Below are 24,043 nucleotides of genomic sequence, written 5' to 3'. Positions count from 1 at the left end.
TCCCAATAGTAAATAAACTATAGAATTCTGTAATAAATTGGTAATCTGTCTTTTCTATGGTATTAGACTTTTTTTAAAAACTTGAATGCTGAATACTAGAGATTTTAGAATCGTTCCCAATTCTTTATAGATTTCCGTTATATTGTTGTAGAAATTGCAACTGAAATGAAAATCTTAATTGTAGAGGACGAACCCCAAATGCTGGATAATATGCGCCAGAGTTTAGTACGTGAACATTATACCGTAGAAGCCGTATCAAGCTTTAAAGATGCTAATGATAAAATTGGTCTGTATGAATACGACTGCATCTTATTGGATATTGGTCTACCCGATGGCAACGGATTAGAATTGCTTCAGAATTTAAAAAAACAAGGTAAAGAAGATGGGGTGATTATAGTTTCTGCAAAAGATTCGCTAGATGATCGTTTAACAGGATTAGACTTAGGTGCAGACGACTATTTGCCTAAACCATTCCATATGGCTGAATTGCATGCACGTGTAAAAGCTGTAGTGAGACGCCGAAATTTTGAAGGAAATAAACTGGTTGAAGCAGGAAATGTAACTATAGATCCCGAAAGCAGAAACGTCTTAATCGAAGGCGAAGAAGTAATTTTAAATCGAAAGGAATATGACATTCTCATGTATCTTATAACCAATAAAACACGACTAGTTACTAAGGCAGCTCTTGCAGAACACGTTTGGGGAGACCATATAGATCAAGCAGATAGTTTCGATTTTATCTATTCGCAAATAAAGAACCTGCGTAAAAAATTAGAAAAAGCAACTATACAAGTAGAAGCTGTATACGGCGTTGGTTACAAGCTAGAAATAGATTCATGAAGCTACTTAATTACACTTCTAAATATTTAGCATTGGTACTTCTATTGCTCATCACTTCTTGGGCAGTATTGTTTTATTACGCTATGCTGGATGAAATTTATGATAGTTTAGACGACGGACTAGAAAATCAAAAACTTCTTATGGTCGAACGGGCTGCCGAAGACCCAACCATTCTTTCTCAAGATGATCCAGAATTTAAAAAACACGTATATAATTTTACCCCTATTTCAAGAAAAACATACCTCAACTTTAAAGAGAGTTACCGAGACACCTCTATGTTTATGCTAAACGAAAAGGACTTTGAACCAGTTCGAATCTATGAAAGTGCGGTAGCATATGGTGATGATCATTATAAACTAAAAATCATTACCTCTATGGTTGAAGAGGATGATTTAGTTCAAGATCTTGCCGTATACCTTATTGGGCTCTACATTATACTTATTTCAAGCATTTTATTACTGAATAATTTATTACTTAAAAAAATATGGAAACCTTTCTACAACCTTATCGCACAACTAAGAGATTTTAAAATTGAAAAAAATACAACCATTGCAATTCCAGACACTACTATTGAAGAATTTAATTTATTAAATACAACGGTAGACAAGCTTATAAAAAAATCTACAGGGAGTTATGTAGCACAAAAACAATTTATTGAAAATGCATCCCACGAACTACAAACGCCACTAGCTATTAGCATTAACAAATTGGAGCTGTTTTTAGAAAATAATACACTAAATGAAAAGCAATCGAAAGATCTTGCTACCGTACTGGACAATCTTGGGAAATTAACCCGAATGAACAAATCACTATTATTGCTTTCAAAAATAGAAAATCAGCAATTTGAAGAAGAAGCATTGGTAGATTTTGCGGCACTTACCAAAAGAATTATCTCCGATTTTGAAGATCTTGCTCATCACAAACAAATGGAAATAAAATTTATTTCTGAAGGAACATTCAAACTAAATATGAATGAAGACCTCGCTATTATTTTATTAACTAACCTAATAAAAAATGCGCTGATCCACGGAAAGAAAAAAGAGGAAATTCTTATTACACTGCAAAAAAATAGTTGGCAAATTAGCAATTACGGTATCACTAATGAATTGGATAAAACAACATTATTTAGTCGTTTCAAGAAAACTGGAAATTTAAAAAAATCTACAGGTTTAGGTCTTGCCATCGCAAAAGCTGTCGCCGATAAATACTCTTTAGAACTAGGCTATAATTTTAAAGATTTTCATACATTTAATATAGCGTTACCCCTCAACAGTTAAAGTTTTCCAAATTAGTTACCAGCAGTCAAAATTCCAAATTGTTTACAGTTTTGGCATAGATATTTGTACTCTAAATTTAAAGCTATGAAAACGCTAAACTATTTTTTACTCGGATTATTTACGGTAATAGTTGTGACAGCTACTTTAGCAGTAACTGCGCAGCCATTAACAAACAAATTGCAACATACGCATGGTGCTTCCGAATATTCGGTTGAGAAAACATGGGAGTTGCCAAAAGATCTAAACGAAGTAAGCGGTATTGCCTGGATTTCAGACAACACCATTGCTAGTGTACAAGATGAAGATGGTGTAATATTTATTTATGACCTTGAAAAAAAGAAAGTCGTTAAAGAGATCGAATTTGCAGGATCTGGCGATTATGAAGGTATTACGGTACATAATGATAATGCCTATGTGCTTCGAAGTGATGGTAAGATCTATGAGGTTGTAAACTTTTTAAATGAAAATAAATCAGTAACCACTTTCGAGACTGACTTTTCATCTAAAAACAACATGGAAACCCTTGCTTTCGATACAGCAAATAAAGCGTTACTAATCGCTCCCAAAGACCGGGATAAGAAAGATGATTTTAAAGGATTATACACCATTCCCATCGAATCTAAAACAATGGAAGCAGTCCCCACTATTAAAATAAATATGAACGATATTGCTTTTAAAAATTTTAAAAAGAAAAAGGTGTATAAAACATTTAGTCCTTCAGATGTTTCTATTCACCCAAAAACAGGAGAATATTATGTTCTTGAAGGTATAAAACCTAAATTAGTGATTCTCGATGCAGACGGAACTATAAAAAAGGTACATGAATTAGATACCAAAGAATTTTCGCAGCCAGAAGGAATAACTTTTAGTCCAGATGGTACATTATATATTTCGAATGAATCTGGCGATGGACCCGCCACTATTGTTCAGGTAAAATTCAACCAATAAAATTAATTAGTTATTTTTACGAAAAAGCCTTGTCATTACATTAATGCCAAGGCTTTTTATATTAAAAATTATTTGCGCTACTTAGTTTTACATTTAGGGATGAAGCGCTATTAGAGGAGTTTTTTGCAGAGGTCCCATGTTGGTAATTCTTGAATGTGTTAACCCGCATTTTTGCCAAAAATCTGGTTTGCGGTCTAGAACACAAATTATATAATCTGAATGGTAATCTGCAAAACTTTTTAAATCAGGAGCAGTTTCAATATATTCAACACCTACTGGGTTTTTTGAGAGCATTTCAATTTGAAAACGCACTTTATTCTGATTTTCTTTCTGAAGCTTTGTCATCTTATCTTTTTCGCATAACGTAAAAATCTTAACGCTTCCTCTCGAAATTTCTACAAATTCGTACCAATTTTTAAGCTTCGATTCTGAAAGAAGGACTTCAAAGTTAGAAACTAATACAAATTCTGGTTTTTTCTGTTTAGGAGTCGATGCTGGTATAATCATAACCGGGCATTCCCTAATATTGTCAAGAATACGCTTTGTGTTTTTACTGTACGTATCTGTAGCTCGTTTTGTTTGCACTTTCCCAGCAATCACTACTAAATCAATATCAAGTTCTTTAATGGCTTTTCTAACACCTTCAATGAGATTTGCATATTCTGAAATTGCATTAAATTGATGCCTTTTATTTTCACATTTTGAAGTTATTTTCTGAATGACGCGTCCCAAACTCATTTCTGATTCTCTTTTTGGTTTCTCAAAAAAATCATCTCCTGCCTGAAGTAGATTTACTGCATTAAGCCCTTCAATATCGTAGGAATACGTATTAAGGAAGTAAAAGTGACATTTCTCCCTTTTAAAAAAAGAAACTGCATAATCAATCGCGTCATAACTTTTAAAGGTAAAGTCGATAGGAATTAAAATCTTTTTCATGGCATCGTGGTTTTAGTTTCGTTTATATGTGGATAGCATTGTATAGACCGATTTTCTCAACGCATAAAAATCATGCATTAGCTCCATATAACTATCTCGTTTTTTCTCGTGTTCTTTCGCACGTTTCACGTCGTATATTACTTTTCCATATTCATATTCACTATTTAATCCTTGTTCGTACTTGCAGAGAGCTGCCAGCACTAAAGTATTTTTTCTTCGTACTCCCAAAAGCGTCGTCTCGATCGTAATATTTTGAAGAAGTTGCTTTTCAATTACTAGTAACTGTGATAATTCAGTATTAAGAATTGTTAACGTATCGATCCACATATTTAATTCAATGAGATCTTTTTTAATACACAATCTTCTATGCGCATCTATTTTATATAACAATTCGTTTTCCAATAAGATGTTTGTTATTTATTGTACTGGGTTATTCACTATAAACTTTCCTTTTACTTTGCTAAAAAATTCATCCTTCAACCTTCTGTATTTATCTAAGTGATATAAATAACTTCGTCGGTACGTCTCGTGTTCTGTTATATACACCATATCACAATGCGTGTCTTCACACTCTGCGATATCTACTCTAGATTTCATGTATTTATATAGTACTTGAAGCAGGTTATCATTTTCAGCATTCTTTTTTTGAAATCTTTCAAGAATACTTTCATCCTCTAATTTACTAGATAGGTCCTCTCCACAAAGTCCTATTAGGTTCATGAGCTCCTTCTTAATGTATTTTAAATGATTAATCCAATTGTCTAATTCAATATTGTTAATCTTATGTGTTACATCTACATCGGTGTCGTGATTGTAAATTTCTTTTTGAAGTATTTCCATAGCATTTGTTTTAAATCGGTACATCAATTTTTTTATGCATAATATCTTGTGTTACCGCTACAATTTTAATTTTCTCTTCTCCCTTCGGAAAATCCCAAACTACGGTATCTCCTTCCGAATATCCAAAGAGGGCTGCTCCCATAGGAGTTAAGATAGAAATCTTATTTTGCTTCACATCTTTGTCTCCTGGAGTTACAAGTTGGATTGATTTTTCCCATCCTTTTTCAGAGTAAACCGTGATCTTACTGTTAAATCGAATAACGTCATCGGGCATTTCAGCTGCATCCATTATTTGAGCATTCTTTAACTCTTCACTGAGCCGATGCAGTGATTTCTGAATTTGAAAATCTTCTGCATATCCCGAAATATTTAGAATACGTTTTAGATACACATATTCTTTTTTTTCTAGCAATAAACTACCGTATTTCATAATCTATTTTTTTTATTTAATAATTAAGGAAAAATCCCTCTTTGAATGTATGCTTTCTCTATACGCTTAATAGCGATACAGTAGGCAGCTGTACGCAGATCCATTCCTTCTTTTTCTGAATATTCATAAACTTTATTGAAAGACTCTTTCATTTTTTTGTCCAACTTCGCCATTACTTCGTCTAATTGCCAAAGCTCTCCGTTCCGGTTTTGAAGCCATTCAAAATAACTACCTACAACACCTCCAGAATTACATAGAATATCAGGAAGGATGGTAACACCTCGCTCCAACAATAGTTTTTCACCTTCTACATTGGTAGGTCCGTTAGCACCTTCAGCAATAAGTTTTGCCTTAATTGTATGTGCATTTTCTACGGTAATTTGATTCCCCAAAGCCGCCGGTATGCATATGTCACATTCAGTTCCAAAAAATTCCTCTTTATTTAAAACAACCGATTCTGGAAAATCTACAATGCTTCCATTATTTACCTTAGTGTAATTAAATAGGTCGTCTACTTTAATTCCGTCTGCATTCTGAATACTTCCAAAAGCATCCTGCACTGCAACTAACTTGGCACCTTCCTTTTCTAAGAAATAAGCTGCCCAATACCCAACATTTCCAAATCCTTGAACAATAAATTTCTTTCCATATAAACTTTCATTTTTACGTTCTGCCCAAAATTTAATATTCAGAAATACTCCATAACCTGTAGCACGATCTCTACCTTCTAGTCCCCCACTTCCGTCAGGTTTTCCAGTCACCACGTGTTGATTTGCAGTACGCTCTGCAGGTGGACGCGTACTCATATACGTATCTGCAATCCATGCCATAGTTTGACTATTGGTGTTTACATCTGGTGCAGGAATGTCGTGCTCTGGTCCAATATTATCTGCCAGTGCAAACGTGAATCTACGCGTAATGCGTTCTAATTCGTTTTGAGAGTATTTTGAAGGGTCTAGTTGAATTCCTCCTTTACCTCCACCATAAGGTAAGCCTGCTAAAGATGTCTTCCATGTCATCCACATAGCTAATGCTCGTGCAGCATCAATATCTACGGTAGGATGATATCGAAGACCGCCTTTATAAGGTCCCAATGCATTATTATGTTGTACTCTGTACCCAGTAAAAATTTCTACATCCCCATTATCCATTTTTACGGGAAAATGAACGATGATTTCATTATTAGTTATACTCAATATTTTCCGAATGTTAGGGTGTAGATTTACTTGTTCTGCAGCACTGTTGAACTGCTCCATTACATTATCCATCATCCCCTTTACAGGAGTTCTTTTTGTTTTTGTATCTAATTCTGCTGTGATTGCTGTCATAATTGTGAACCGCTCATGCGGCTATTTTAAATAATTATCTAAAAAGACGATTTGCTATGCTTCTTTCGTGATATTTTTCAATTACATAATTGCTTTTTCTTTTCTTGTTACCTAGCTTTTGAAGCTTCTTAGCGGTTACCATTGCATGTAAATTCATAATTATTTGATTTAAAATTTATTTAAGCCAAAACCAATTCAAATTGGCACTTAGTATTTATATTAAATTCCTGCGCTTGTTGAAACGTTGTTTTATAAATAGTTTCTTCATAATCGCAAAATGACCATTTCTATTCTTTATGATGCGCTAACAATCAGTTTTTTACACAAATACAAGTAAGACATATAATAATTGAGCTTGTCTTATAGAACATGGTTATTTTTATATACCTAAGGGCAATCTATATGCCATAGCATACCAAAAAAATGCCTTATACAGTAGAAACCCAGTGGTAGAAAGGGCTTATGTGGATAATCGCAAAAGAGTCTAAATTTTAAATTGGGAGAATACTACCCAACTGGGGTAAAAAGTATCGCTTTAAAGTTCGTCTTCAGAAAGTTTTTGTCGAATGGTTTTTCGATCAATTCCTAAAATTTCTGCAGCTTTAGTTTTATTATTATTGGTAGCATTTAACACCCTTCTAATGTACTGTTTCTCTATTTCCTTTAAGGGAACGAGTTGATCTTTGGAGAAATCGATTGTATATTTTAGAGACTGCGGAAGATGTTCGACACCAATTATTCTATCACACATAATTACTGCGCGTTGTATTACATTTTCCAATTCGCGGATATTCCCAGGCCAATGGTATCGTTGTAACACACTAGAAGCTTCTTCAGTTATTTTTACAAAACGATCTTTATATTCCACACCATATTTAAACAGAAATTTTTCTACCAATAGCGGAATATCTTCCTTCCGTTCGCGAAGTGGAGCGACTTCAATCTCAACAACAGTAAGTCTGTAAAATAGATCTTCTCTAAAAGTTTCCTTCTTAATCATCTCCTGCAGATCACTATTAGTAGCTGCAATAATTCGCACATCGATTTTTTCAGCTTTTTGAGCCCCTACCTTTACTACCTCTTTCTCTTGAAGCACTCGCAATAATCTTGACTGCACCGCCGTAGAAGCATTGCCTATTTCATCTAAAAATATCGTTCCCCCGTTTGCCGCTTGGAAAAATCCGTCGCGATTACGATCGGCTCCTGTAAAAGCCCCTTTAGTATATCCAAACAGTTCAGACTCTAATAAGTTTTCTGGAATGCCTCCGCAATTCACCGAGATAAAAGGCGCTCTTGAGAATTTTCCTTCATAGTGTATTGCCCGTGCTACAAGCTCTTTTCCAGTACCACTTTCTCCTTCTATAAAAATAGTGGCCTTATTATTCTTTACACGTTCAATAATCTCAATAACATTATTAATTTTTTCTGAATTTCCAATTATGCCTCCATACCCCTTGTTTTTTTCTTCGGAAAAAGTTGCCTTAGGAATAATTGTTCTTTCCCCAATAGATTTATCTATCGCGGTTTTTAACTCCTCTTTAGTAAAGGGCTTGGTTAAATAATCGACTACTCCCGATTTAATCACTGAGAGAGAATCTTGAACCGAAGGATATCCTGTAACTACAAGTTTGGGAAGTTTCGGATAATGCTCTGAAACAAATTTAATAAGTTCAAATCCGTCGATGCCCGGCATTTTTAAATCGGTAATAAGCAAATCGATGTGGGTATCTCGCAAGATCTGAACGGCTTCTTTTACCGAAACTGCTTTGTAGGTATGAAAATTCCAAGATTGCAAATGGCGTCGCAACAACTCTAATATATTAATATCATCATCTACAATTAATATGTTTTCATTTTTTAGTCGCATGTCCATTACAAAGTAATTAAGATTTAGGAAGTTTTACAGTAAAACTTGCCCCTTTTTTTTCATTGTTCTCCGCCACTATAGTACCATTATGACTTGCAACAATTCCATGAACAACACTTAATCCTAATCCAGAACCATCTCCTGTAGGTTTAGTAGTGAAAAATGGCTGAAATACTTTTTCTAAGGCTTCTTCAGAAAGTCCTGTGCCTTCATCTATAATTTTTAGCACGATATCTTTACGCGACTGAAATGCCTCGATGGTAACCAATCCATTTACGGGAGAAAAATAAATCGCATTAATTATTAAATTAAATATTATCTGAGTTAATTGAATTGTATCTGCTCGTAACATTAATACCTCATCTTCAATCTTAATGACATAATTCACTTGAGCTTTTTTAAAAGATGCATCGAGTAATGCTATCGCGTTCTTAATACTGGGTACAATATTAACTTCTTGCATTTCCTGGGGCATTTCACAAGCAAAGAACATAAGTTTTTTTACTACCTCACGAGAAAAAATTGCATTGCTAATTACTTTTTCGATGTCTTTTGAATCTTGCTTATTGGCTTCAAGTTCTTCTTTTATTAATTCTGAAAAACCTAAAATATTAGCCAGTGGAGTATTAAGTTCATGTGCGATTCCAGCAGTAATTTCTCCCAAAATACTAAGTCTGTCTGCACGTTCCATTTGTCGTTTTAAAGAAGTTTCGTTCTTCTGAATCTCAATTCTTTCAATCAAATTTCCCAATTTTAGCGCAACATTGTCCAACAATGGTTGCTCTTCAGTAAGAAATGTATCTTGGTTATTTTGAAGCGATGCATTAATACTCCCACTTACTTTATTAAAAACTAATATATCTGAAGAGATGCAGTTATCGGTGTTGATAGCTCCTGTTTGGTACACATTTAAATTAGTTCGAATCACAATTTCGGTTCGGTCGGGAAACTGAAGCCCCTTTTTCAAACTTAGTGCTATTGCCTGTGCCATACTCGATATCGATTCTGCATCAGCATTCACTATAATGCTTGATACTTCATAGAGGCATCTAAGCTCTTTAATGCGTTCTTTTAAAGCTTCATCGGTAGTACTCATAGTAACATAAATATTCAATTAATACTTCATTAAACCTTCATCGTCACAAAAAGAATATCGTGTTCTGTAACGACCTGTTATTCTATGCATGCATACGCTCTTTTAATACTGCATCGTATTTTAATGTAGCTTTTTTAAGATTTTCTGAAAGAGCCTTCATCCAAACTAACTGGTTCGCCATTAAGTAAGCTTCTTGCAAGTGATGCAACGTTTCGGTGTCGATCTCTGTATTTCCTTCCTTAATATCACGATCTCGAAGTTCAGATAAATGCTGGTATGCCTCCATGATCTTTTTTTCAGCATTGCTACTTTCGCTCGCAACAGACACTTCTTCAGTAAAATTTGTATCCTCTAATATAGCGGTTGCAGCCCGTAATGTATTAACTATTTTAAGAATAATAGTATCAAATTCTTTAGAAGCAGGAGTGGTTTGGTGATTGGTTACAAAAGTTCCAATCGAAGCGATCCCAGAGATCATTGTTTGGTTCAAGGTAACCATATCATAAAGTAAACGATATTCTTTTTGTTTCGATTTGGGGTCTTGGGTCATTCTTTGAAAAGCTCCATTTAAGTTACTTATCGCTAGAAATGCTTCTTTTCTCGCTACTTTATAACTAAGTTCTGCTTCAGTTTTATCGTGATATAACTTTTGAGTGGCAATGAGATATTCGGTATTTCTTTGCAGCATCGTTAAAAGAACGTGTTTCATATTTAAAGCTTCCCAGCTTGGCCATAAAGTATAGTTTGCAATTACCGCAATACCTGCACCAAGCACAGTGTCAATTACACGATACTGTATAACTTCTAATGCATCAGGATTTATAAGTGAATATACAAATATGATATTCAGTGTAATAAAAGCAGCTCCCGACTTGTAATTTTGTTGAATAAGGGCAAATGCCATCGTTAACGATATAATAGCCAATACCGAGTAGATAATCGTATTCTGGGTAACAAGTACAATTCCAATAGCAATCACGGCACCAATAAGCGTTCCCACGATGCGGTCTTTAGACCGTTCTTTCGTCAATCCATAATTGGGTCGCATAATCACAACGATTGTCAAGAGAATCCAATAACCGTTATGAATTCCGAGTAACGTTCCTAGTACATACGCAAATAAAATAGCAACAGTGAACCGTAAAGAATGTCTAAATAAGGTAGATTGTAAACTGAAGTTTTGAATAATTACGTTGAAGCGGTATTCTTGGAGAGTTAAGAACTTACTTTCCTCTTGACGCTTAACAGATACTTTTGAAGCATGCTTTACATTTGCCATGACTCTTCGAATGGCCCTTATTTCTTGAAACAATTGCTCTTGATAATCGAAAAGGTTTTTTAAGATAAGTGCACCTTCTCGTGCTTTGGGTAGTGTAACATCCTCAACATAGGTCGAAATTACACCTCGAGCCTTTTGTAAAGCCTCTAATAACAGATCTTTGCTAGGAATTTTATCTTTTTGAATAAGTATTTCTGAAAGCGTAATAAGATGATTCCCCATTTTCTTATTTAACTTTTTTGATGCTTTCAAGTATCCTTTATTATTTTCAAACAGAGCATCAATCTCACTGTAATCTAAATGTTTTGCTTCAATAAGTTCTACAATGTTAATAGTAGAGATAAAAATAAGAAGCTGTTTTTCATCGTAATGAGATCGTCCAGATCGTTTTCTCTCTAGAAGTAGTAATTCTCGTAAGGTTTCTTGTTTTTCAGTAATTTGAGTTTGTAGTACTATAGATTGTTGCATTAGCGTCTCCCTGTCTGCTTTTTTTGTAAGCAATCGAGCTCTAAGCCTTAAGTATTCTCCAATAGTATGGAGCGTTTCAGAAAGGAGTTGATTTGCATCTTTATTGGGAGCTAGTTTCAGAAAAACATATGAAACTATTAAATACCAAAGCCCCCCTACTCCCATCAAGAGAACATGAGACCATATTTCGAAGGCAGTTTCTTTTTGAATAGCAAAAGCAAGTACCATCGCTAATAATCCCGAAAAAGATACCAATGAAGCTCTAAATCCGTAAATTGATAAGAAAGAAATAAAGAAAGAAATTATGGCAAGTGCTCCTATGAGTATAAATGCAAAAGGCTTTAAAAATAAAATTATCGCCGTAATGAGCATTGTTAAACCTGCACTTATTAAAATAGCATTTACTTTACGTTTTAAACTTCCAGGGATATCTCCAGGGGCATTTAAAAAAGCCCCAATTACGATGGGGGGAGCATACTCAAAAAGTCCTAAAAAGTTTAAAATTACTAAGGGAATAACTACAGCAAAGCTAAGCCTAACACCACTGTAAAAGTGGGAACTTCTTAAAAACAATTCGATGATTGTTAGGTATTTTCTCAAGACGTAATTTTTAAAGTACAAAGGTACTGTAATTAAAACTTCACAGTTAATTCTGCACCACCTATAAACTCTTACCCCGCACCTAACATTACCCAAATTCGACGCGTTAAAAAGTGTATCTACATATTACGAATAGACGTAAATCGATAGATGATAGACTTACATTAGATGTGAAAAAGCATTTTTTAAGGGACAGTTTAAATACGGAAAAAGATAAAACTAGTCTACTTAATATACTAAGTAATAACTGATGGTACTATTCTTTTCTTCTGAAACTGATAACCTTTTTTAATAGTTATAGTTTCGACATAACAAATTATACTACTTTATATAAGAAAGCTCTTTTTAAAGTATAACTAAAAAATGTTTCAGTTAAATAATTAGCTATCTTGACAGGCACATAATTGAAAATGCTATATGGAACTTATTTCAGAAATTATTACCGTGGGAATAATAGCAACCTTAGGTATGACTGCCTTTAGTTATCTTGTTTCTTATTTTTCAAATAGTAAATTTGAAGAACCTCAACTTCTAAATATTTTAATTAGAAGGTATCAAGGGCCTGCAACGACTATTTGTAGAGAGCATGTGTTGGGATGGACGATTCATTTTTTAATAGGGATGTTATTTGTAGGAGTTTTTAAAATTTTACAGGGTTATTCGATTGTAACATTAACTCTTTTATCTGGATCGATCTTTGGATTTTTAGGTGGAATATTTGGTGTTGGTTTTTGGGGATTTATACTTAAAATTCATCCCAATCCTCCACAAATTAATAAAGTAGTTTATTTTATTCAGTTGGTCATTGCACATGTTATTTTTGGAATATGTCTCATTTATCTTCTAAATTTCTAATGTAGTTACTAGCTACACATACACACTTTCGGTAATTTACAAGAACAGGTCGATACAGAATCGCCTTCAGTACTAATTTAGAAAACTTCCGTACAATTTCTTAAACTGCTAATGTTATTATAATTAACTACCAAGCGAGCCTTAATCCTGTTAGCTTTGATTAAAAAACTACCATGAAAACAATTATGATTACAGGAGCCGGATCTGGCTTAGGAAAAGGAACGGCAATTGGACTTGCTAAAAAAGGCCATAAAATTATTGCGGGAGTTCATGTTTGGGAACAGAAATCTAAATTGCTAGAAGAAATTAAAGCGAACAAGTTGCAGGATAACATTGAAATCATCAAGCTCGATATTTTAAATGATTTGGATTGTATGAATGCTTCTAAATATGAGATTGATATTTTAGTGAATAATGCAGGGATGGGACATTCAGGTCCTGTAGGAGAAATGCCTGTCGATTTTTTACGTGAAGTAATGGAAACGAATGTCTTCTCTACATTAGAGTTTTCACAACCATTTATTAAGCAAATGGTAGAAAGAGGAACTGGAAAAGTTGTTTTTGTATCATCAATTGCTGGGCTTACAACCTCTCCATTTTTGGGTGCTTATAATGCCTCGAAACATGCATTAGAATCGGTTGCGCAAAGTTTAAGAGATGAACTTCATGAATTTGGAGTACATGTAGCAACTATTAATCCAGGACCCTTCGAAACAGGATTTAATGATCGTATGTATGAAACATTTGAGCAATGGTATGATGAAGATTTCTATTTTACAGATAAAGAAACCATTGTTAAAGCTTCTAAAGAATTGTTAGACAACCAATTTGATCCGCAACAAATGATCGACGAAATGGTCGATGTAATCCCTAAGGATAACCAAGCTTTTAGGACTATTGTTCCAAAAGATTTTATTGAACAATGTAAATCGTATCAAAAAAGACAATATGAATTAAAATGTAATGAAATTGACGATAGTAAATCTTAACCAATTCATTATTACGATGAGAGTTGTTGCACAAAGATGACTGTTATGAAATTAACGCTAAATTTGCTCTATAATTTATTAGATCGAGCATTTTATTTCATCTACGAGTAACTATCCTGTCAACTACAAAAATAAAGCCCCGTTATCATTGCGATAACGGGGCTTTTTGCGGAGAAAGAGGGATTCGAACCCCCGGAGGTGTAACCCTCAACAGTTTTCAAGACTGCCGCATTCGACCACTCTGCCATTTCTCCTTGAGTGCCTCATCAGGTATTCCCTGAATGCGGGTGCAAATATAACACCTTTTTTCACTCTTTAAAACCTTTTAGATTAATTTTTAAAAAAAGCACAAAAAAAATCTGAAGTCAACATCTTATGAATGTTACTTCAGACTTTATGTTTGCACTATATACTATTAACGACTCGGTTTTTTCGAATCGTCTTGATCTCCATATTGATTTGTATGTTCGTCCTTTTGTGGACCTTTAATACGCTCTGGATTTAGACTATCTCTCTCTTCCGATTGTTTGTCTTTGTTTTTTTTATCATTATCGCTCATAATATGTGATTTTAAGCGTTATCGCGTGGCTGATGTTGTTCTCTTTTTTGCTCAACTTGATGGTTTATTTTTTTACCATCAGCTTCTCTTCCTTTTTTATTTATAGCAATCTCTTCTTCACTTTGATTGCTCTGATTTGGAATTTTCTTTTCATCGTTCATAATAGTTGATTTTAAAGTTCACTTAAAAGTAACGATAATTAGACATTCATCCTTCAAAATTATTAAACCTTAACAGCAGTTGTTAAAAGTGCCTTAACGCTTTCATTAAGATTCTTAAAAATTTTATTATTGTTTTAGAAAGGTACCGAAAGACCCAATATGATCTGCTCTGGACGGGTGTCTATTCTATTAGTAGGAATGTTCGAGAAATCCACTTCATTTTCAGAAAGTCCTCGTTCGTAACGAACATCAATTCCAAAACTTTCAAAATTTAGTCCTACCCCTAGTTGTGCTCCTACTGTAAAATCGTTTTCAGCAGTTTCCAGATCGAAATCTTCAAACTCATTCTTCAAAATATATTGAAGCGAAGGACCTGCAAAGACGGTAATAGGTCCTAAAACATCTATACCCACTAATAAAGGCACATCGAGTTTGCTTACTGAAAGATCCCCACTTCTATACTCACTTTTTGTTCTTGTGTAAACCGCTTCAGGTCTTAGGTATAATAGTCCAAGATCTATTTTTCCGAAAAAACCAATATGAAACCCAACATTTTTAGAAGGATCTTCAATAATTGCTTGAGCCCCATTCTCGAAATCGCCGTTGCTTCCGTAGTTTAATCCTCCGGTTACTCCGAATCCACCTCCTTTTTGGGCATAACCCGTTACACACATTGCTAACAATATAACACACATTACTTTTTTCATAATCAACATTTATTAGGTTAATTTAAAGACAATCCAAGTTTTAAATTGTTACAGTCTTTAAGAAGTAATGGTATATAATAGGTAAGAGTTTTAAGTATTGCAAGTAGACTATATAATAACTAATTGCCTTATCTTTTATTGTCTTACTTAATAAAAATTGCCTACAAATTGTTAAACCTATATCAGCATGAAAGTACTTCATGTATCTTCACAGTTCTAAATAGTAACAGGTGAAAAAAACAATAAATTGTACTCCAAATTCTTTTAAAACGCTAGAACGGATTCCTAATTCTTGGTCTCAAGCAGATTATAGTGCTTTATTAAAAGAAATGGAATACGATTCTGAAGAAGCATCGACAGAAGAATTAGAAGAACTTTGCCTCTTATCTCTTACCGATTTTGAAAAAGAAGAGGCCGCCCAAAAAGTATTGCGCTATGTTTTTAAATCTCATTTAAACGAAGGGCAAATACAAAACCTTTCACATGAGATGCAAGAAGAGAAAGTATGGGAAGAATATGCGGACATCCAATTACACGAGCAATTTTTTAATGTAGGTGAAATCTTGTACAAGGCATTTAATGGTCAAGGATTTCCTATGGCTAAAGCGATAGAAATATTAGTAACATTTTCTTCGGAAAAAGAACCATTGCCTAAAAAACTCCGAGATGCTGATCCATCTGTAATTCTGAAACTACTCGCACAAGGTCTTCCAAACAATGCAATTATTAACCGATTATATACAGATCAATTACAACAAGAGGTCATTTCTGAAGCAGATGCTATTCTATGGCAAATTCATCTTTTAGATTCACAAGAAAAAAGCATTCAATTAAAAATTATAAGTTCGCAGTATTGGCTTGAAGATTTTAAATTTACAGAGCCTTATACAGCACTCTTAAACATCACTTAGAACCTATGCAAAAAGCAGAACCCACATTAATTTGTATTCCAGACATTAGCGGATTTACCCGTTTTATGCGTGATGTAGATTTTAAACTTAGCTCGGAAGTAATTCCTGCCCTTCTTAATAATATTATTTATTCTAACGAACTAAATTTAAAAGTTTCAGAAATAGAAGGAGATGCAGTACTATTTTATAGAACCGGTGATCTTCCCTCTCTAAGAGAACTTATAGATCAATGCCGAAGTTTTTACGAAGAATTCTATAAGCAGATAAAGTCACTTGCAGAAAAACATAAACACAACAAACAAAGTACAGACCTTCCCGAAATGTTAGGACTAAAAATTATTTTGCACTTCGGAAATGAAATTGGAAAGGTGCAAATTGGAAATAGAATTAAATTAATGGGTGAAGATGTTATCACTGCACATCGCCTATTAAAAAACGATATTAATATCGATGAATATATTCTAATTTCTGAAACATTATTGTCTCAATATAGAGCTAATAAAGTAGACGAAAATTTCGATTGGGCGACATTACACGAATCCTCTATTGAAGCAGAACATCTCGGAGAATTAAAGTTTAATTACATTGATTTATCTTCATTAAATTAGCTCTTAACTCATTAAGGACAAACGAATCATAGAAATTATAGCTTCCTTAACAAGATGTGTTAAACCCTTGCGAATTGGCAAAATGCTAAGACCCTTCGATATAGTTTAGTACTATCTTTAGGATAACAAAAAACTATAACTATGAAAACTACAAGAGAAGAAGCAAAAGAAAATATTCATGATAATTTGGTAGATAACCTTCAAGGGTTACTCGAAAAAAATTATGATGCAGAAAAAGGTTTTAAAAAAGCGCTTGAAAATGCGAAGGACAGTAGTCTTAAGAATTTTCTAAAGCATCAAGCGGTTACAAGAAATCGATTTGCAACAGAATTAGATAATGAGATTCGTAATCTTAACGAAAAACCAAAAGAAAGTGGAAGTGCTACAGGTACATTACACAGAACATGGATCGACGTTAAAACAGCATTTACTGGTAGTGATGATGAAGCTGTATTAGAAGAATGTATTCGCGGTGAAAAAGCAAGTCTCGAAGAGTACGAAGAAACTCTAAAAGACAACCGATTTCCACCACAAATTCAATCTGTTTTAAACAACCAATTATCTGAAATCCGTAATACGGTATCTCAAGTAAAACGATTAGAAGATATTGCAGATAACTGGAATTAATTTCCTGTAGCTGTAATTAAAAAAGCCTAAGATTAAAATCTTAGGCTTTTTTTTATATATGTATTTTTTAAGAAACTACAGAGATTTCGGCTTCCTTAATGGCTTTAAAACCACCAGCAACATCAATTACATTATGTATGCCACGGCTCTTTAGTATCGATGCTGCGATCACAGATCGATATCCGCCCGCACAATGAATATAGAAAGGAGTCTCTTTCGGGAATTCTTTTAAGTAAGTGTTTAATGCATTTAATGGAGTATGCACTGCATTCGGGATATGCGAACCTCCAAACTCGGTGTCGTTTCTTACATCAAATACAGGGGCATTGCTACGTAATGCTTCCTTTAAGGTTGTAGCGGATACAGATTCTAAGGTATCGACATCCTTTCCTGCTTTTTCCCAAGCTGAAACACCACCTCTTAAAAAACCAAGAGTCTTATCAAACCCCACTCTAGACAGGCGCGTTATCGCTTCTTCTTCCCTTCCTTCTTCCACAACTAGAAGAATGGTTTGCATTACATCGCCAATTAAGGCACCTACCCATGGAGCAAATCCGCCGTCGAGTCCTATAAAAATCGAATTCGGTATATGTCCTTTTATAAATTCACTTTGATGACGTACATCAAGTACAATAGCACCAGTGGTATTTGCAACCTGTTCAAACTCGTCGGGAGCAAAAGCCTTAGTACCACGAGCTACAATAGCATTTAAATCATCGTATCCTTCTTTATTCATACGAACATTTAATGGAAAATAACTTGGGGGTGGCAATAAGCCATCTGTTACTTCATCGATAAATTCATGTTTAGTCATGTCCGCCCGTAATGCGTAATTCATCAGTTTCTGGTTGCCTAGCGTATCTACCGTTTCTTTCATCATTTTCTTTCCGCATGCAGATCCTGCTCCATGTGCCGGATAAACGATCACATCATTGGGTAATGGCATAATTTTATTTCGAAGACTTTCAAACAAGATTCCAGCGAGATCTTCTTGTGTTACTTCCGAAGATTTTTGCGCAAGATCGGGTCTTCCTACATCCCCAAGAAAAAGCGTATCGCCACTAAAAATGGCATGCTCTTTCCCGTTTTCATCTTTTAATAAATAGGTCGTACTTTCCATCGTATGTCCCGGTGTATGTAACGCCGTAAGAGTCACATTCCCTACTTTAAATTCTTGTCCGTCTTTCGCGATCAAAGCATCGAAACTTGGATTTGCGTTAGGACCAAAAACAATGGGTGCACCCGTTTCTTTACTTAAAGTCACATGACCACTCACGAAATCGGCATGAAAATGTGTTTCAAAAATATATTTAATGGTGGCATTATCTCTTTTAGCACGATCTAAATAAGGCTTGGTTTCTCGCAATGGATCTATAATAGCGATTTCTCCATCACTTTCAATATAGTATGCTCCTTGCGAAAGGCATCCAGTATAAAGCTGCTCTACAGTCATTCTTTTAATTTTTTGTAAAGATACTAATTGACATCAATTGTGAGTAGCTTCAGAAACCGAATTAATAACTATTGCTATAAAATTTTTAACATACATACGTTAGCGCTTGGTAATTTTAAAAGCGCTTTCTTACTTTCAGAAAAATGATATGATATTAATTTTCACAAAATTTTCACATACTCCCCTACAAGTTGACTTATCTTTATCGGCAACCAAAGACTATACAATGAAAAAAATCATTTTACTGTTACTCACCGTTTTGGCAGTTTCCTGTTCATCGAATGAAAAACAAATGGAAACAGTATTAGAAAGAGCGAAAGACGATCTTAAAATTCAATTACAGCTTCCAGAGGAGACTAAGTTTAGTGAAACAGATTTTAATATTAAAGAAACTGCTTCAGATCTTGAGAACATTGGTGCCAAATATATAGTTACATTTACTGTTAAATCCCAAGATGCGGCAGGTGAACTTGTCCAAAAAAAACATCGGTTGGTGTATTTAAAAGTTGGTGAAGACGGTCTTGCCAAAAGAGATTACGAATTAGAATCTTTCGATTAAAAAGATCGTTAAACCACAGAATCATGAAATTCAATTCCAAGAACTAAATATAAACTAATGAAATATTTTATTATTGCCGCACTAAGTGTACTGTCTATTTCCTGTAACTCAGCTCAGAACACTTCAAAACAAAAAATGACTCGGGTCGATTATGCAAATAGCATTACTTCGGAAGAATTAAAAGAATTACTGTACACCTACGCCGGTGATAAAATGGAAGGCAGAATGACTGGTAGCAAAGGGCAAAAAATGGCTACAGAATTTATTCGGAATTTTTACAAAGAGCATAATATTGCCTCTCCCGATGGAGTAACAAATTATTACCAAACTGTCCCTGCAGAATTCTTAGACCGATTAAAAGAGCCCAGCGATTCTGAAAATGTAATTGCTTACATAAAAGGTTCCGAAAAACCCGATGAAATTATTATTCTTTCTGCACATTTAGACCATGTTGGGAAAGATAATGATGGGAATGTTTTTAATGGTGCTGACGATGATGGTAGTGGTACCGTAGCCATGCTAGAAATGGCTGAAGCCTTTCAACAAGCTGTAGAAGATGGCAATGGTCCAAAGCGATCGATTCTATTTTTACATGTAACGGGTGAAGAAATAGGACTGTATGGTTCTAGGTATTATACTGAAAACCCTATCTTTCCTCTAGAAAATACGGTTGCCAACTTAAATACCGATATGATTGGAAGAATAGATCCCGATAAAATAGACACTCCAAATTATATCTATCTCATAGGAAGCGACAAACTAAGTCAAGAGTTACACGATGTATCTGAAGCTATAAACAAAGAATACATTAATCTTGAACTCGATTATACTTACAACGATGAGAACGATCCAAATCGTTTTTACTATAGAAGTGATCACTATAATTTTGCAAAAAACAATATTCCTATTATCTTCTATTTTAACGGTACTCACGAAGATTACCATAAAATAAGTGATACACCAGATAAAATCGAATACGAATTAATGACAAAGAGAACTCAGCTTATTTTTCAAACAGCATGGGAACTTGCCAATCGTGAAGGAAGAATTACTGCAGACAAATTGTAATTAAAATTAGGTTATAACACACCTCTTCTTAGGTATCTACAGATATCTAAGTTTTTTATAAAAATCGACAAAAAAGGCCTTTCAGAAATGAAAGGCTTTTTTTTGCTCTACAACGTACATAAAGAAGTTTAACATAACGCAATGCTTTTAACAGCTGAAATTGTAACTCCGCCAAAAAAGTATGGACGTAATCGTAATAAAAAATTACCTCACTTTAAGCCACAAAAAAAGCCTCATGTTTCCATGAAGCTTTGTCTTTTGGGTGGAAGACGGGATTCGAACCCGCGACTTCCGGCACCACAAACCAGCGCTCTAACCAGCTGAGCTACAACCACCATTTATACTTGGATTTTATTCCAAATACCCCTTCACCATACGATGTATCGCTTAGGAGGATGCAAATATAAATCATTTACTACGGTTGCACAATAACTAATTGCAAGAATTTTTAGATTAAATCAAAAATTGAATCTACCGCAACGTATCTTTCTGCAGTAAAGCCTTCTGCATATTCCACACCAATTAATCTTCCTAGATTTTTTGCACGATACGAAATACTTTCTTTAAAATTATTAGTTGCAATTGGGGTTAAAGGCTCTTTAGAGTCGACATCAAAAAACTGACTCCCATAAGCTTCAACCGAAGCTATTTTTTTATCCATAAAACCAGTAATATCAACAACAAAATCTGGAGTTATATCTTTCCATTGAATGTAGTGATATACATGTTTTGGTCGCCATTGTTTTTGATGGTTTCCTTCGTAAATTGTTTCAATTCTTCGTAAACCACTAAGAAAGCAGGCATCGCTCACTAATTTACTACCCTTAGGATGATCGATATGTCGATCATCTATCGCATTACAGAGTACGACATCGGGACGGTATTTTCGAAGAATTTTTATAACTTCTAATTGCGATGCTGGATTATTTACAAAAAAACCATCAGAAAATTCGAGATTTTCACGAACAGACACTCCTAAAACTTCTGCTGCTGCCGCCGCTTCATTATCGCGAATTTCGGCACTTCCCCGCGTTCCTAATTCTCCACGAGTAAGATCTAGAATTCCTACCCTCTTTCCGTTAGCGACTTCTTTGGCTATAGTACCCGAGCAGCTTAATTCCACATCATCGGGATGTGCACCTATGGCTAATATATCAAGTTTCATACGAGTTGCTTTTTTGTGACCAACTGAAAGGCCTGTTCAAAATCAAAGATAAGGTCGTTGGTTTCTTCAATTCCCACAGAAAAACGAAGCAATCCATCGGAGATACCCTGTTTTTTGCGTTCTTCTTTAGTTAACAAAAAATGAGAGGTTTCCGCCGGAGAAAGAATGGTCGATTCTATACCCGCAAGACTCATCGAATATTTTACCAGTTTTAACGCTCGCATAAATTCGATAGCATCTAATTCTGGGAGTAATTCGAATGAAAGCATTCCGGTATATCGTTTCATTTGCTTTTTCGCCAACGCATGATCAGGATGCGATTTCAAGCCTGGATAGTATACTTTCGAAACCAATTGGTGTTGCTCCAACCACTTCGCCATTTTTTTCGCATTCTTGCTTTGCGCTTTTACACGAAGTGCCATCGTTTTTAAACTTCGTTCCAGCAACCAAACGGTGTAATCGCTTAAATGCCCTCCCATATTAATAGATGTTTCCCATATTTTGTCCTTATGCTCTTGAGAACAAGCAATTGCTCCAGCACTAATATCGCTATGTCCACCCATGTATTTGGTCGCACTATGAATTATAATATCGATACCAAAATCGGCTGGCGTCTGATTAATAGGGCTCGCAAAAGTATTGTCGATAATACTCAACAAATTATGCTGTTTAGCAATCCGCCCAATCATTTCTAAGTCTGTGATTTTCATCAGCGGATTCGAAGGAGTTTCTATATAGATGATCTTTGTATTCTTTTTTATTTCTGAAGTAAAATCTATTTCCGAAAAACCCTTGGCAAAACTAAATTCGATTCCAAATTTTGGAAGCTCTTTTACCACGAAATTATACGTTCCTCCATATAAGGTTTCCGGTAATATTATATGGTCTCCCTGCTTCAGAAATGCGAGCAAGCAATGACTAATTGCTGCCATGCCACTTCCGAAGATCATTCCTGCCTCACATTTTTCTAATGCAGCGATCTTTTTTCCGAGGGCAACTTGATTGGGAGAATTAAACGAACGCGGATAGCGCTTTTCATCCATCCCATCGTATTGGTAAGAAGTCGCCATAAATAGCGGTGAAATTGCCCCTCTGTATTGAGTGTCTTCTACCTCGCCGGTATGTGTACAAATAGTATTAATTCCTTTTTTTTCTGAATTCATTCTGTGTTTTTTTCTGAAAGTACTAAGGTATTAATTACTTTTAAGGTTTACTAGAAATTACAAGATGAAACTACTATTAACACACATAAAAGAACTATTACAAGTTCGAGACAATGCACCTGCAAAATTAAGTGGTGCAGAAATGAATCACCTTCCTACTTTAAAAAATGCGTGGCTATTAGTGAAAGATGGTAAGATCTTCGATTATGGATCGATGACTAAAATGCCGGAAACTAAAGGATTTAAAACCATCGATTGCAAAGGAAAAATTGTACTACCCGCATGGTGCGATTCTCACTCTCATTTGGTGTATGCCGGAAACAGAGAACAGGAATTTGTAGATCGTATTAAAGGGCTTTCCTACCAAGAAATTGCCGAAAAAGGGGGTGGCATTGTAAACAGTGCAAAAAAATTACAACAAACTTCTGAAGATAGCCTCTACAAACAATCAGCAAAACGACTCGAAGAAGTTATGCGTTTGGGAACTGGAGCCATAGAAATTAAAAGCGGCTACGGATTAACCACCGAAGCTGAATTAAAAATGCTTCATGTAGCAAAACGGCTCGCTGAGCATTATCCCATTACCATTAAAACCACCTTTCTCGGTGCTCATGCCATCCCTACCGAATTTAAAAATAACAAAGATGGATATCTTGATTTAATATGCAACGAGATGCTTCCGAAGGTAGCAGAACAGCAACTCGCAAGTTATGTCGATGTTTTTTGTGAAGAAGGCTATTTCTCAGTTTCAGACACAGAACGTATCCTTTCCGAAGCAAAAAAATACAATCTTATTCCAAAGATTCATGTGAATCAGTTTAATGCGATTGGCGGTGTAGCGATTGGAGTTAAGTACAAGGCGTTGAGCGTCGACCACTTAGAAGTTTTAACAGACGACGACATTGCTGCTCTTAAAGGAAGTGAAACTATGCCGGTAGCCCTTCCCTCCTGCTCTTATTTTTTAAGTATTCCCTATACACCCGGGAGAAAGATTATCGATTCTGGACTTCCGTTGGCACTCGCGACCGATTATAATCCGGGTTCCACACCAAGCGGAAACATGAATTTTGTAGTAAGTACCGCATGTATTAAAATGCGCCTCACTCCCGAAGAAGCCATAAATGCAGCGACTATTAACGGGGCATACGCCATGGGATTAAGTGAAACCCACGGTAGCATTACCAAAGGTAAAGTTGCTAACCTCATCGTAACAAAACCCATCCCTTCCTACGGATATCTCCCCTATTCCTTCGGAAGCAACCATATTGAAATGGTTATTTTGAACGGTAAAGAAATAAAACAGTGAATA

General features: G+C 35.0%; 25 protein-coding genes and 2 tRNA genes. 11 read left to right on the top strand and 16 right to left on the bottom strand.

The features are described 5' to 3' along the window. Nucleotides 1-165 precede the first annotated feature (165 nt). The 3 genes from ULVI_RS08705 (at nt 166) to ULVI_RS08695 (ending at nt 3,065) form a co-directional block, all read left to right on the top strand. A complete protein-coding gene (locus ULVI_RS08705) occupies nt 166-840 on the top strand; it encodes a response regulator transcription factor (RefSeq protein WP_068591854.1) in 675 nt (224 codons plus the stop codon). Continuing rightward, the gene (locus ULVI_RS08700) at nt 837-2,117 is read left to right on the top strand and encodes a sensor histidine kinase (protein WP_068591853.1); all 1,281 of its coding nucleotides are present in this window, start codon (nt 837-839) and stop codon (nt 2,115-2,117) included. Before ULVI_RS08705 ends, ULVI_RS08700 begins: the two co-directional genes overlap by 4 nt. Before the next feature lie 84 nt (nt 2,118-2,201). Beyond that, a complete protein-coding gene (locus tag ULVI_RS08695) occupies nt 2,202-3,065 on the top strand; it encodes an SdiA-regulated domain-containing protein (protein ID WP_068591851.1) in 864 nt (287 codons plus the stop codon). A 93-nt stretch (nt 3,066-3,158) separates the two neighbouring features. Here the strand turns inward: ULVI_RS08695 and ULVI_RS08690 are convergent, their stop codons facing one another. The 8 genes from ULVI_RS08690 to ULVI_RS08655 all read right to left on the bottom strand — a co-directional run bounded on the left by ULVI_RS08690 (nt 3,159) and on the right by ULVI_RS08655 (nt 11,909). Continuing rightward, nucleotides 3,159-4,001, bottom strand: a complete 843-nt coding sequence (locus ULVI_RS08690; RefSeq protein ID WP_068591849.1) for a universal stress protein — start codon at nt 3,999-4,001, stop codon at nt 3,159-3,161. Between the two features lie 12 nt (nt 4,002-4,013). Beyond that, nucleotides 4,014-4,403: a hypothetical protein gene (locus ULVI_RS08685; RefSeq protein WP_068591847.1), complete on the bottom strand. Its 390-nt coding sequence runs from the start codon at nt 4,401-4,403 to the stop codon at nt 4,014-4,016. 15 nt (nt 4,404-4,418) lie between these two features. Then, nucleotides 4,419-4,841, bottom strand: a complete 423-nt coding sequence (locus ULVI_RS08680) for a hypothetical protein (RefSeq protein WP_068592551.1) — start codon at nt 4,839-4,841, stop codon at nt 4,419-4,421. Between the two features lie 10 nt (nt 4,842-4,851). Then, nucleotides 4,852-5,271 (bottom strand): GreA/GreB family elongation factor, encoded by a 420-nt coding sequence (locus ULVI_RS08675; RefSeq protein WP_068591845.1) that lies wholly within the window; start codon nt 5,269-5,271, stop codon nt 4,852-4,854. 23 nt (nt 5,272-5,294) lie between these two features. Continuing rightward, entirely contained in the window at nt 5,295-6,599 is a 1,305-nt protein-coding gene (locus tag ULVI_RS08670) for a Glu/Leu/Phe/Val family dehydrogenase (RefSeq protein ID WP_068591843.1), read from the bottom strand. Nucleotides 6,600-7,134: 535 nt separating this feature from the next. Beyond that, on the bottom strand, nt 7,135-8,466 hold the full coding sequence (locus tag ULVI_RS08665) for a sigma-54-dependent transcriptional regulator (RefSeq protein ID WP_068592550.1): 1,332 nt from the start codon (nt 8,464-8,466) through the stop codon (nt 7,135-7,137). A 16-nt stretch (nt 8,467-8,482) separates the two neighbouring features. Beyond that, nucleotides 8,483-9,562 carry a sensor histidine kinase gene (locus ULVI_RS08660; protein WP_068591841.1) on the bottom strand — a complete coding sequence of 360 codons (1,080 nt, stop codon included), beginning with the start codon at nt 9,560-9,562 and terminating at the stop codon, nt 8,483-8,485. Between the two features lie 82 nt (nt 9,563-9,644). Continuing rightward, complete coding sequence (locus ULVI_RS08655; protein ID WP_068591839.1) at nt 9,645-11,909, bottom strand: FUSC family protein; 2,265 nt, start codon at nt 11,907-11,909, stop codon at nt 9,645-9,647. A gap of 417 nt (nt 11,910-12,326) precedes the next feature. On the opposite strand from ULVI_RS08655, the gene ULVI_RS08650 reads away from it, so the two are divergent. Together ULVI_RS08650 and ULVI_RS08645 are read left to right on the top strand one after the other, a co-directional pair. Continuing rightward, a complete protein-coding gene (locus ULVI_RS08650; protein WP_068591838.1) occupies nt 12,327-12,764 on the top strand; it encodes a hypothetical protein in 438 nt (145 codons plus the stop codon). Nucleotides 12,765-12,937: 173 nt separating this feature from the next. Then, nucleotides 12,938-13,753 carry an SDR family oxidoreductase gene (locus ULVI_RS08645; protein ID WP_068591836.1) on the top strand — a complete coding sequence of 272 codons (816 nt, stop codon included), beginning with the start codon at nt 12,938-12,940 and terminating at the stop codon, nt 13,751-13,753. Between the two features lie 169 nt (nt 13,754-13,922). Here the strand turns inward: ULVI_RS08645 and ULVI_RS08640 are convergent. The 4 genes from ULVI_RS08640 to ULVI_RS08635 form a co-directional block, all read right to left on the bottom strand. After that, nucleotides 13,923-14,007, bottom strand: a tRNA-Ser gene (locus ULVI_RS08640). 161 nt (nt 14,008-14,168) lie between these two features. Further along, on the bottom strand, nt 14,169-14,312 hold the full coding sequence (locus ULVI_RS15430; protein ID WP_157632595.1) for a hypothetical protein: 144 nt from the start codon (nt 14,310-14,312) through the stop codon (nt 14,169-14,171). Nucleotides 14,313-14,323: 11 nt separating this feature from the next. Then, the gene (locus ULVI_RS15560) at nt 14,324-14,473 is read right to left on the bottom strand and encodes a hypothetical protein (RefSeq protein ID WP_197463494.1); all 150 of its coding nucleotides are present in this window, start codon (nt 14,471-14,473) and stop codon (nt 14,324-14,326) included. A gap of 134 nt (nt 14,474-14,607) precedes the next feature. Continuing rightward, nucleotides 14,608-15,180 (bottom strand): outer membrane beta-barrel protein, encoded by a 573-nt coding sequence (locus ULVI_RS08635; protein ID WP_068592549.1) that lies wholly within the window; start codon nt 15,178-15,180, stop codon nt 14,608-14,610. Nucleotides 15,181-15,410: 230 nt separating this feature from the next. Here ULVI_RS08635 and ULVI_RS08630 point away from each other — a divergent pair, with 230 nt between their 5' ends. The 3 genes from ULVI_RS08630 to ULVI_RS08620 all read left to right on the top strand — a co-directional run bounded on the left by ULVI_RS08630 (nt 15,411) and on the right by ULVI_RS08620 (nt 17,326). Beyond that, the gene (locus tag ULVI_RS08630; RefSeq protein ID WP_068591834.1) at nt 15,411-16,091 is read left to right on the top strand and encodes a magnesium and cobalt transport protein CorA; all 681 of its coding nucleotides are present in this window, start codon (nt 15,411-15,413) and stop codon (nt 16,089-16,091) included. A 5-nt stretch (nt 16,092-16,096) separates the two neighbouring features. After that, nucleotides 16,097-16,699 carry a DUF2652 domain-containing protein gene (locus tag ULVI_RS08625; protein ID WP_068591832.1) on the top strand — a complete coding sequence of 201 codons (603 nt, stop codon included), beginning with the start codon at nt 16,097-16,099 and terminating at the stop codon, nt 16,697-16,699. Nucleotides 16,700-16,840: 141 nt separating this feature from the next. Next, the gene (locus ULVI_RS08620) at nt 16,841-17,326 is read left to right on the top strand and encodes a ferritin-like domain-containing protein (protein WP_068591830.1); all 486 of its coding nucleotides are present in this window, start codon (nt 16,841-16,843) and stop codon (nt 17,324-17,326) included. A 67-nt stretch (nt 17,327-17,393) separates the two neighbouring features. Here the strand turns inward: ULVI_RS08620 and ULVI_RS08615 are convergent, their stop codons facing one another. Beyond that, nucleotides 17,394-18,779: an MBL fold metallo-hydrolase gene (locus tag ULVI_RS08615; RefSeq protein WP_068591828.1), complete on the bottom strand. Its 1,386-nt coding sequence runs from the start codon at nt 18,777-18,779 to the stop codon at nt 17,394-17,396. 226 nt (nt 18,780-19,005) lie between these two features. Between ULVI_RS08615 and ULVI_RS08610 the strand changes: the two genes are divergently transcribed. Then, complete coding sequence (locus ULVI_RS08610) at nt 19,006-19,338, top strand: hypothetical protein (RefSeq protein ID WP_157632594.1); 333 nt, start codon at nt 19,006-19,008, stop codon at nt 19,336-19,338. Nucleotides 19,339-19,395: 57 nt separating this feature from the next. After that, nucleotides 19,396-20,406 carry a M28 family metallopeptidase gene (locus ULVI_RS08605; RefSeq protein WP_068591824.1) on the top strand — a complete coding sequence of 337 codons (1,011 nt, stop codon included), beginning with the start codon at nt 19,396-19,398 and terminating at the stop codon, nt 20,404-20,406. A 260-nt stretch (nt 20,407-20,666) separates the two neighbouring features. Here ULVI_RS08605 and ULVI_RS08600 read toward each other — a convergent pair. The 3 genes from ULVI_RS08600 to ULVI_RS08590 all read right to left on the bottom strand — a co-directional run bounded on the left by ULVI_RS08600 (nt 20,667) and on the right by ULVI_RS08590 (nt 22,734). Next, nucleotides 20,667-20,742, bottom strand: a tRNA-His gene (locus ULVI_RS08600). Between the two features lie 112 nt (nt 20,743-20,854). Next, nucleotides 20,855-21,571, bottom strand: a complete 717-nt coding sequence (gene bshB1, locus ULVI_RS08595) for a bacillithiol biosynthesis deacetylase BshB1 (RefSeq protein WP_068591820.1) — start codon at nt 21,569-21,571, stop codon at nt 20,855-20,857. After that, nucleotides 21,568-22,734, bottom strand: a complete 1,167-nt coding sequence (locus ULVI_RS08590) for a trans-sulfuration enzyme family protein (RefSeq protein ID WP_068591818.1) — start codon at nt 22,732-22,734, stop codon at nt 21,568-21,570. The genes bshB1 and ULVI_RS08590 overlap by 4 nt, the downstream gene beginning before the upstream one ends. Before the next feature lie 64 nt (nt 22,735-22,798). On the opposite strand from ULVI_RS08590, the gene hutI reads away from it, so the two are divergent. After that, a complete protein-coding gene (hutI, locus tag ULVI_RS08585; RefSeq protein ID WP_068591817.1) occupies nt 22,799-24,040 on the top strand; it encodes an imidazolonepropionase in 1,242 nt (413 codons plus the stop codon). Nucleotides 24,041-24,043: the final 3 nt, after the last annotated feature.

The organism is Cochleicola gelatinilyticus (assembly GCF_001637325.1).
Lineage (GTDB): Bacteria > Bacteroidota > Bacteroidia > Flavobacteriales > Flavobacteriaceae > Cochleicola > Cochleicola gelatinilyticus.
This window is presented reverse-complemented; position numbering and strand designations above follow the sequence as displayed.

What these genes read in the sequence shown, in the direction of transcription:
- ULVI_RS08705 (WP_068591854.1), top strand. Translation starts at nt 166, where the DNA reads ATGAAAATCTTAATTGTAGAGGACGAACCCCAAATGCTGGATAATATG.
- ULVI_RS08700 (WP_068591853.1), top strand. Translation starts at nt 837, where the DNA reads ATGAAGCTACTTAATTACACTTCTAAATATTTAGCATTGGTACTTCTA.
- ULVI_RS08695 (WP_068591851.1), top strand. Translation starts at nt 2,202, where the DNA reads ATGAAAACGCTAAACTATTTTTTACTCGGATTATTTACGGTAATAGTT.
- ULVI_RS08690 (WP_068591849.1), bottom strand. Translation starts at nt 4,001, where the DNA reads ATGAAAAAGATTTTAATTCCTATCGACTTTACCTTTAAAAGTTATGAC.
- ULVI_RS08680 (WP_068592551.1), bottom strand. Translation starts at nt 4,841, where the DNA reads ATGGAAATACTTCAAAAAGAAATTTACAATCACGACACCGATGTAGAT.
- ULVI_RS08675 (WP_068591845.1), bottom strand. Translation starts at nt 5,271, where the DNA reads ATGAAATACGGTAGTTTATTGCTAGAAAAAAAAGAATATGTGTATCTA.
- ULVI_RS08670 (WP_068591843.1), bottom strand. Translation starts at nt 6,599, where the DNA reads ATGACAGCAATCACAGCAGAATTAGATACAAAAACAAAAAGAACTCCT.
- ULVI_RS08665 (WP_068592550.1), bottom strand. Translation starts at nt 8,466, where the DNA reads ATGCGACTAAAAAATGAAAACATATTAATTGTAGATGATGATATTAAT.
- ULVI_RS08660 (WP_068591841.1), bottom strand. Translation starts at nt 9,562, where the DNA reads ATGAGTACTACCGATGAAGCTTTAAAAGAACGCATTAAAGAGCTTAGA.
- ULVI_RS08650 (WP_068591838.1), top strand. Translation starts at nt 12,327, where the DNA reads ATGGAACTTATTTCAGAAATTATTACCGTGGGAATAATAGCAACCTTA.
- ULVI_RS08645 (WP_068591836.1), top strand. Translation starts at nt 12,938, where the DNA reads ATGAAAACAATTATGATTACAGGAGCCGGATCTGGCTTAGGAAAAGGA.
- ULVI_RS15430 (WP_157632595.1), bottom strand. Translation starts at nt 14,312, where the DNA reads ATGAGCGATAATGATAAAAAAAACAAAGACAAACAATCGGAAGAGAGA.
- ULVI_RS15560 (WP_197463494.1), bottom strand. Translation starts at nt 14,473, where the DNA reads ATGAACGATGAAAAGAAAATTCCAAATCAGAGCAATCAAAGTGAAGAA.
- ULVI_RS08635 (WP_068592549.1), bottom strand. Translation starts at nt 15,180, where the DNA reads ATGAAAAAAGTAATGTGTGTTATATTGTTAGCAATGTGTGTAACGGGT.
- ULVI_RS08625 (WP_068591832.1), top strand. Translation starts at nt 16,097, where the DNA reads ATGCAAAAAGCAGAACCCACATTAATTTGTATTCCAGACATTAGCGGA.
- ULVI_RS08620 (WP_068591830.1), top strand. Translation starts at nt 16,841, where the DNA reads ATGAAAACTACAAGAGAAGAAGCAAAAGAAAATATTCATGATAATTTG.
- ULVI_RS08615 (WP_068591828.1), bottom strand. Translation starts at nt 18,779, where the DNA reads ATGACTGTAGAGCAGCTTTATACTGGATGCCTTTCGCAAGGAGCATAC.
- ULVI_RS08610 (WP_157632594.1), top strand. Translation starts at nt 19,006, where the DNA reads ATGAAAAAAATCATTTTACTGTTACTCACCGTTTTGGCAGTTTCCTGT.
- ULVI_RS08605 (WP_068591824.1), top strand. Translation starts at nt 19,396, where the DNA reads ATGAAATATTTTATTATTGCCGCACTAAGTGTACTGTCTATTTCCTGT.
- bshB1 (WP_068591820.1), bottom strand. Translation starts at nt 21,571, where the DNA reads ATGAAACTTGATATATTAGCCATAGGTGCACATCCCGATGATGTGGAA.
- ULVI_RS08590 (WP_068591818.1), bottom strand. Translation starts at nt 22,734, where the DNA reads ATGAATTCAGAAAAAAAAGGAATTAATACTATTTGTACACATACCGGC.
- hutI (WP_068591817.1), top strand. Translation starts at nt 22,799, where the DNA reads ATGAAACTACTATTAACACACATAAAAGAACTATTACAAGTTCGAGAC.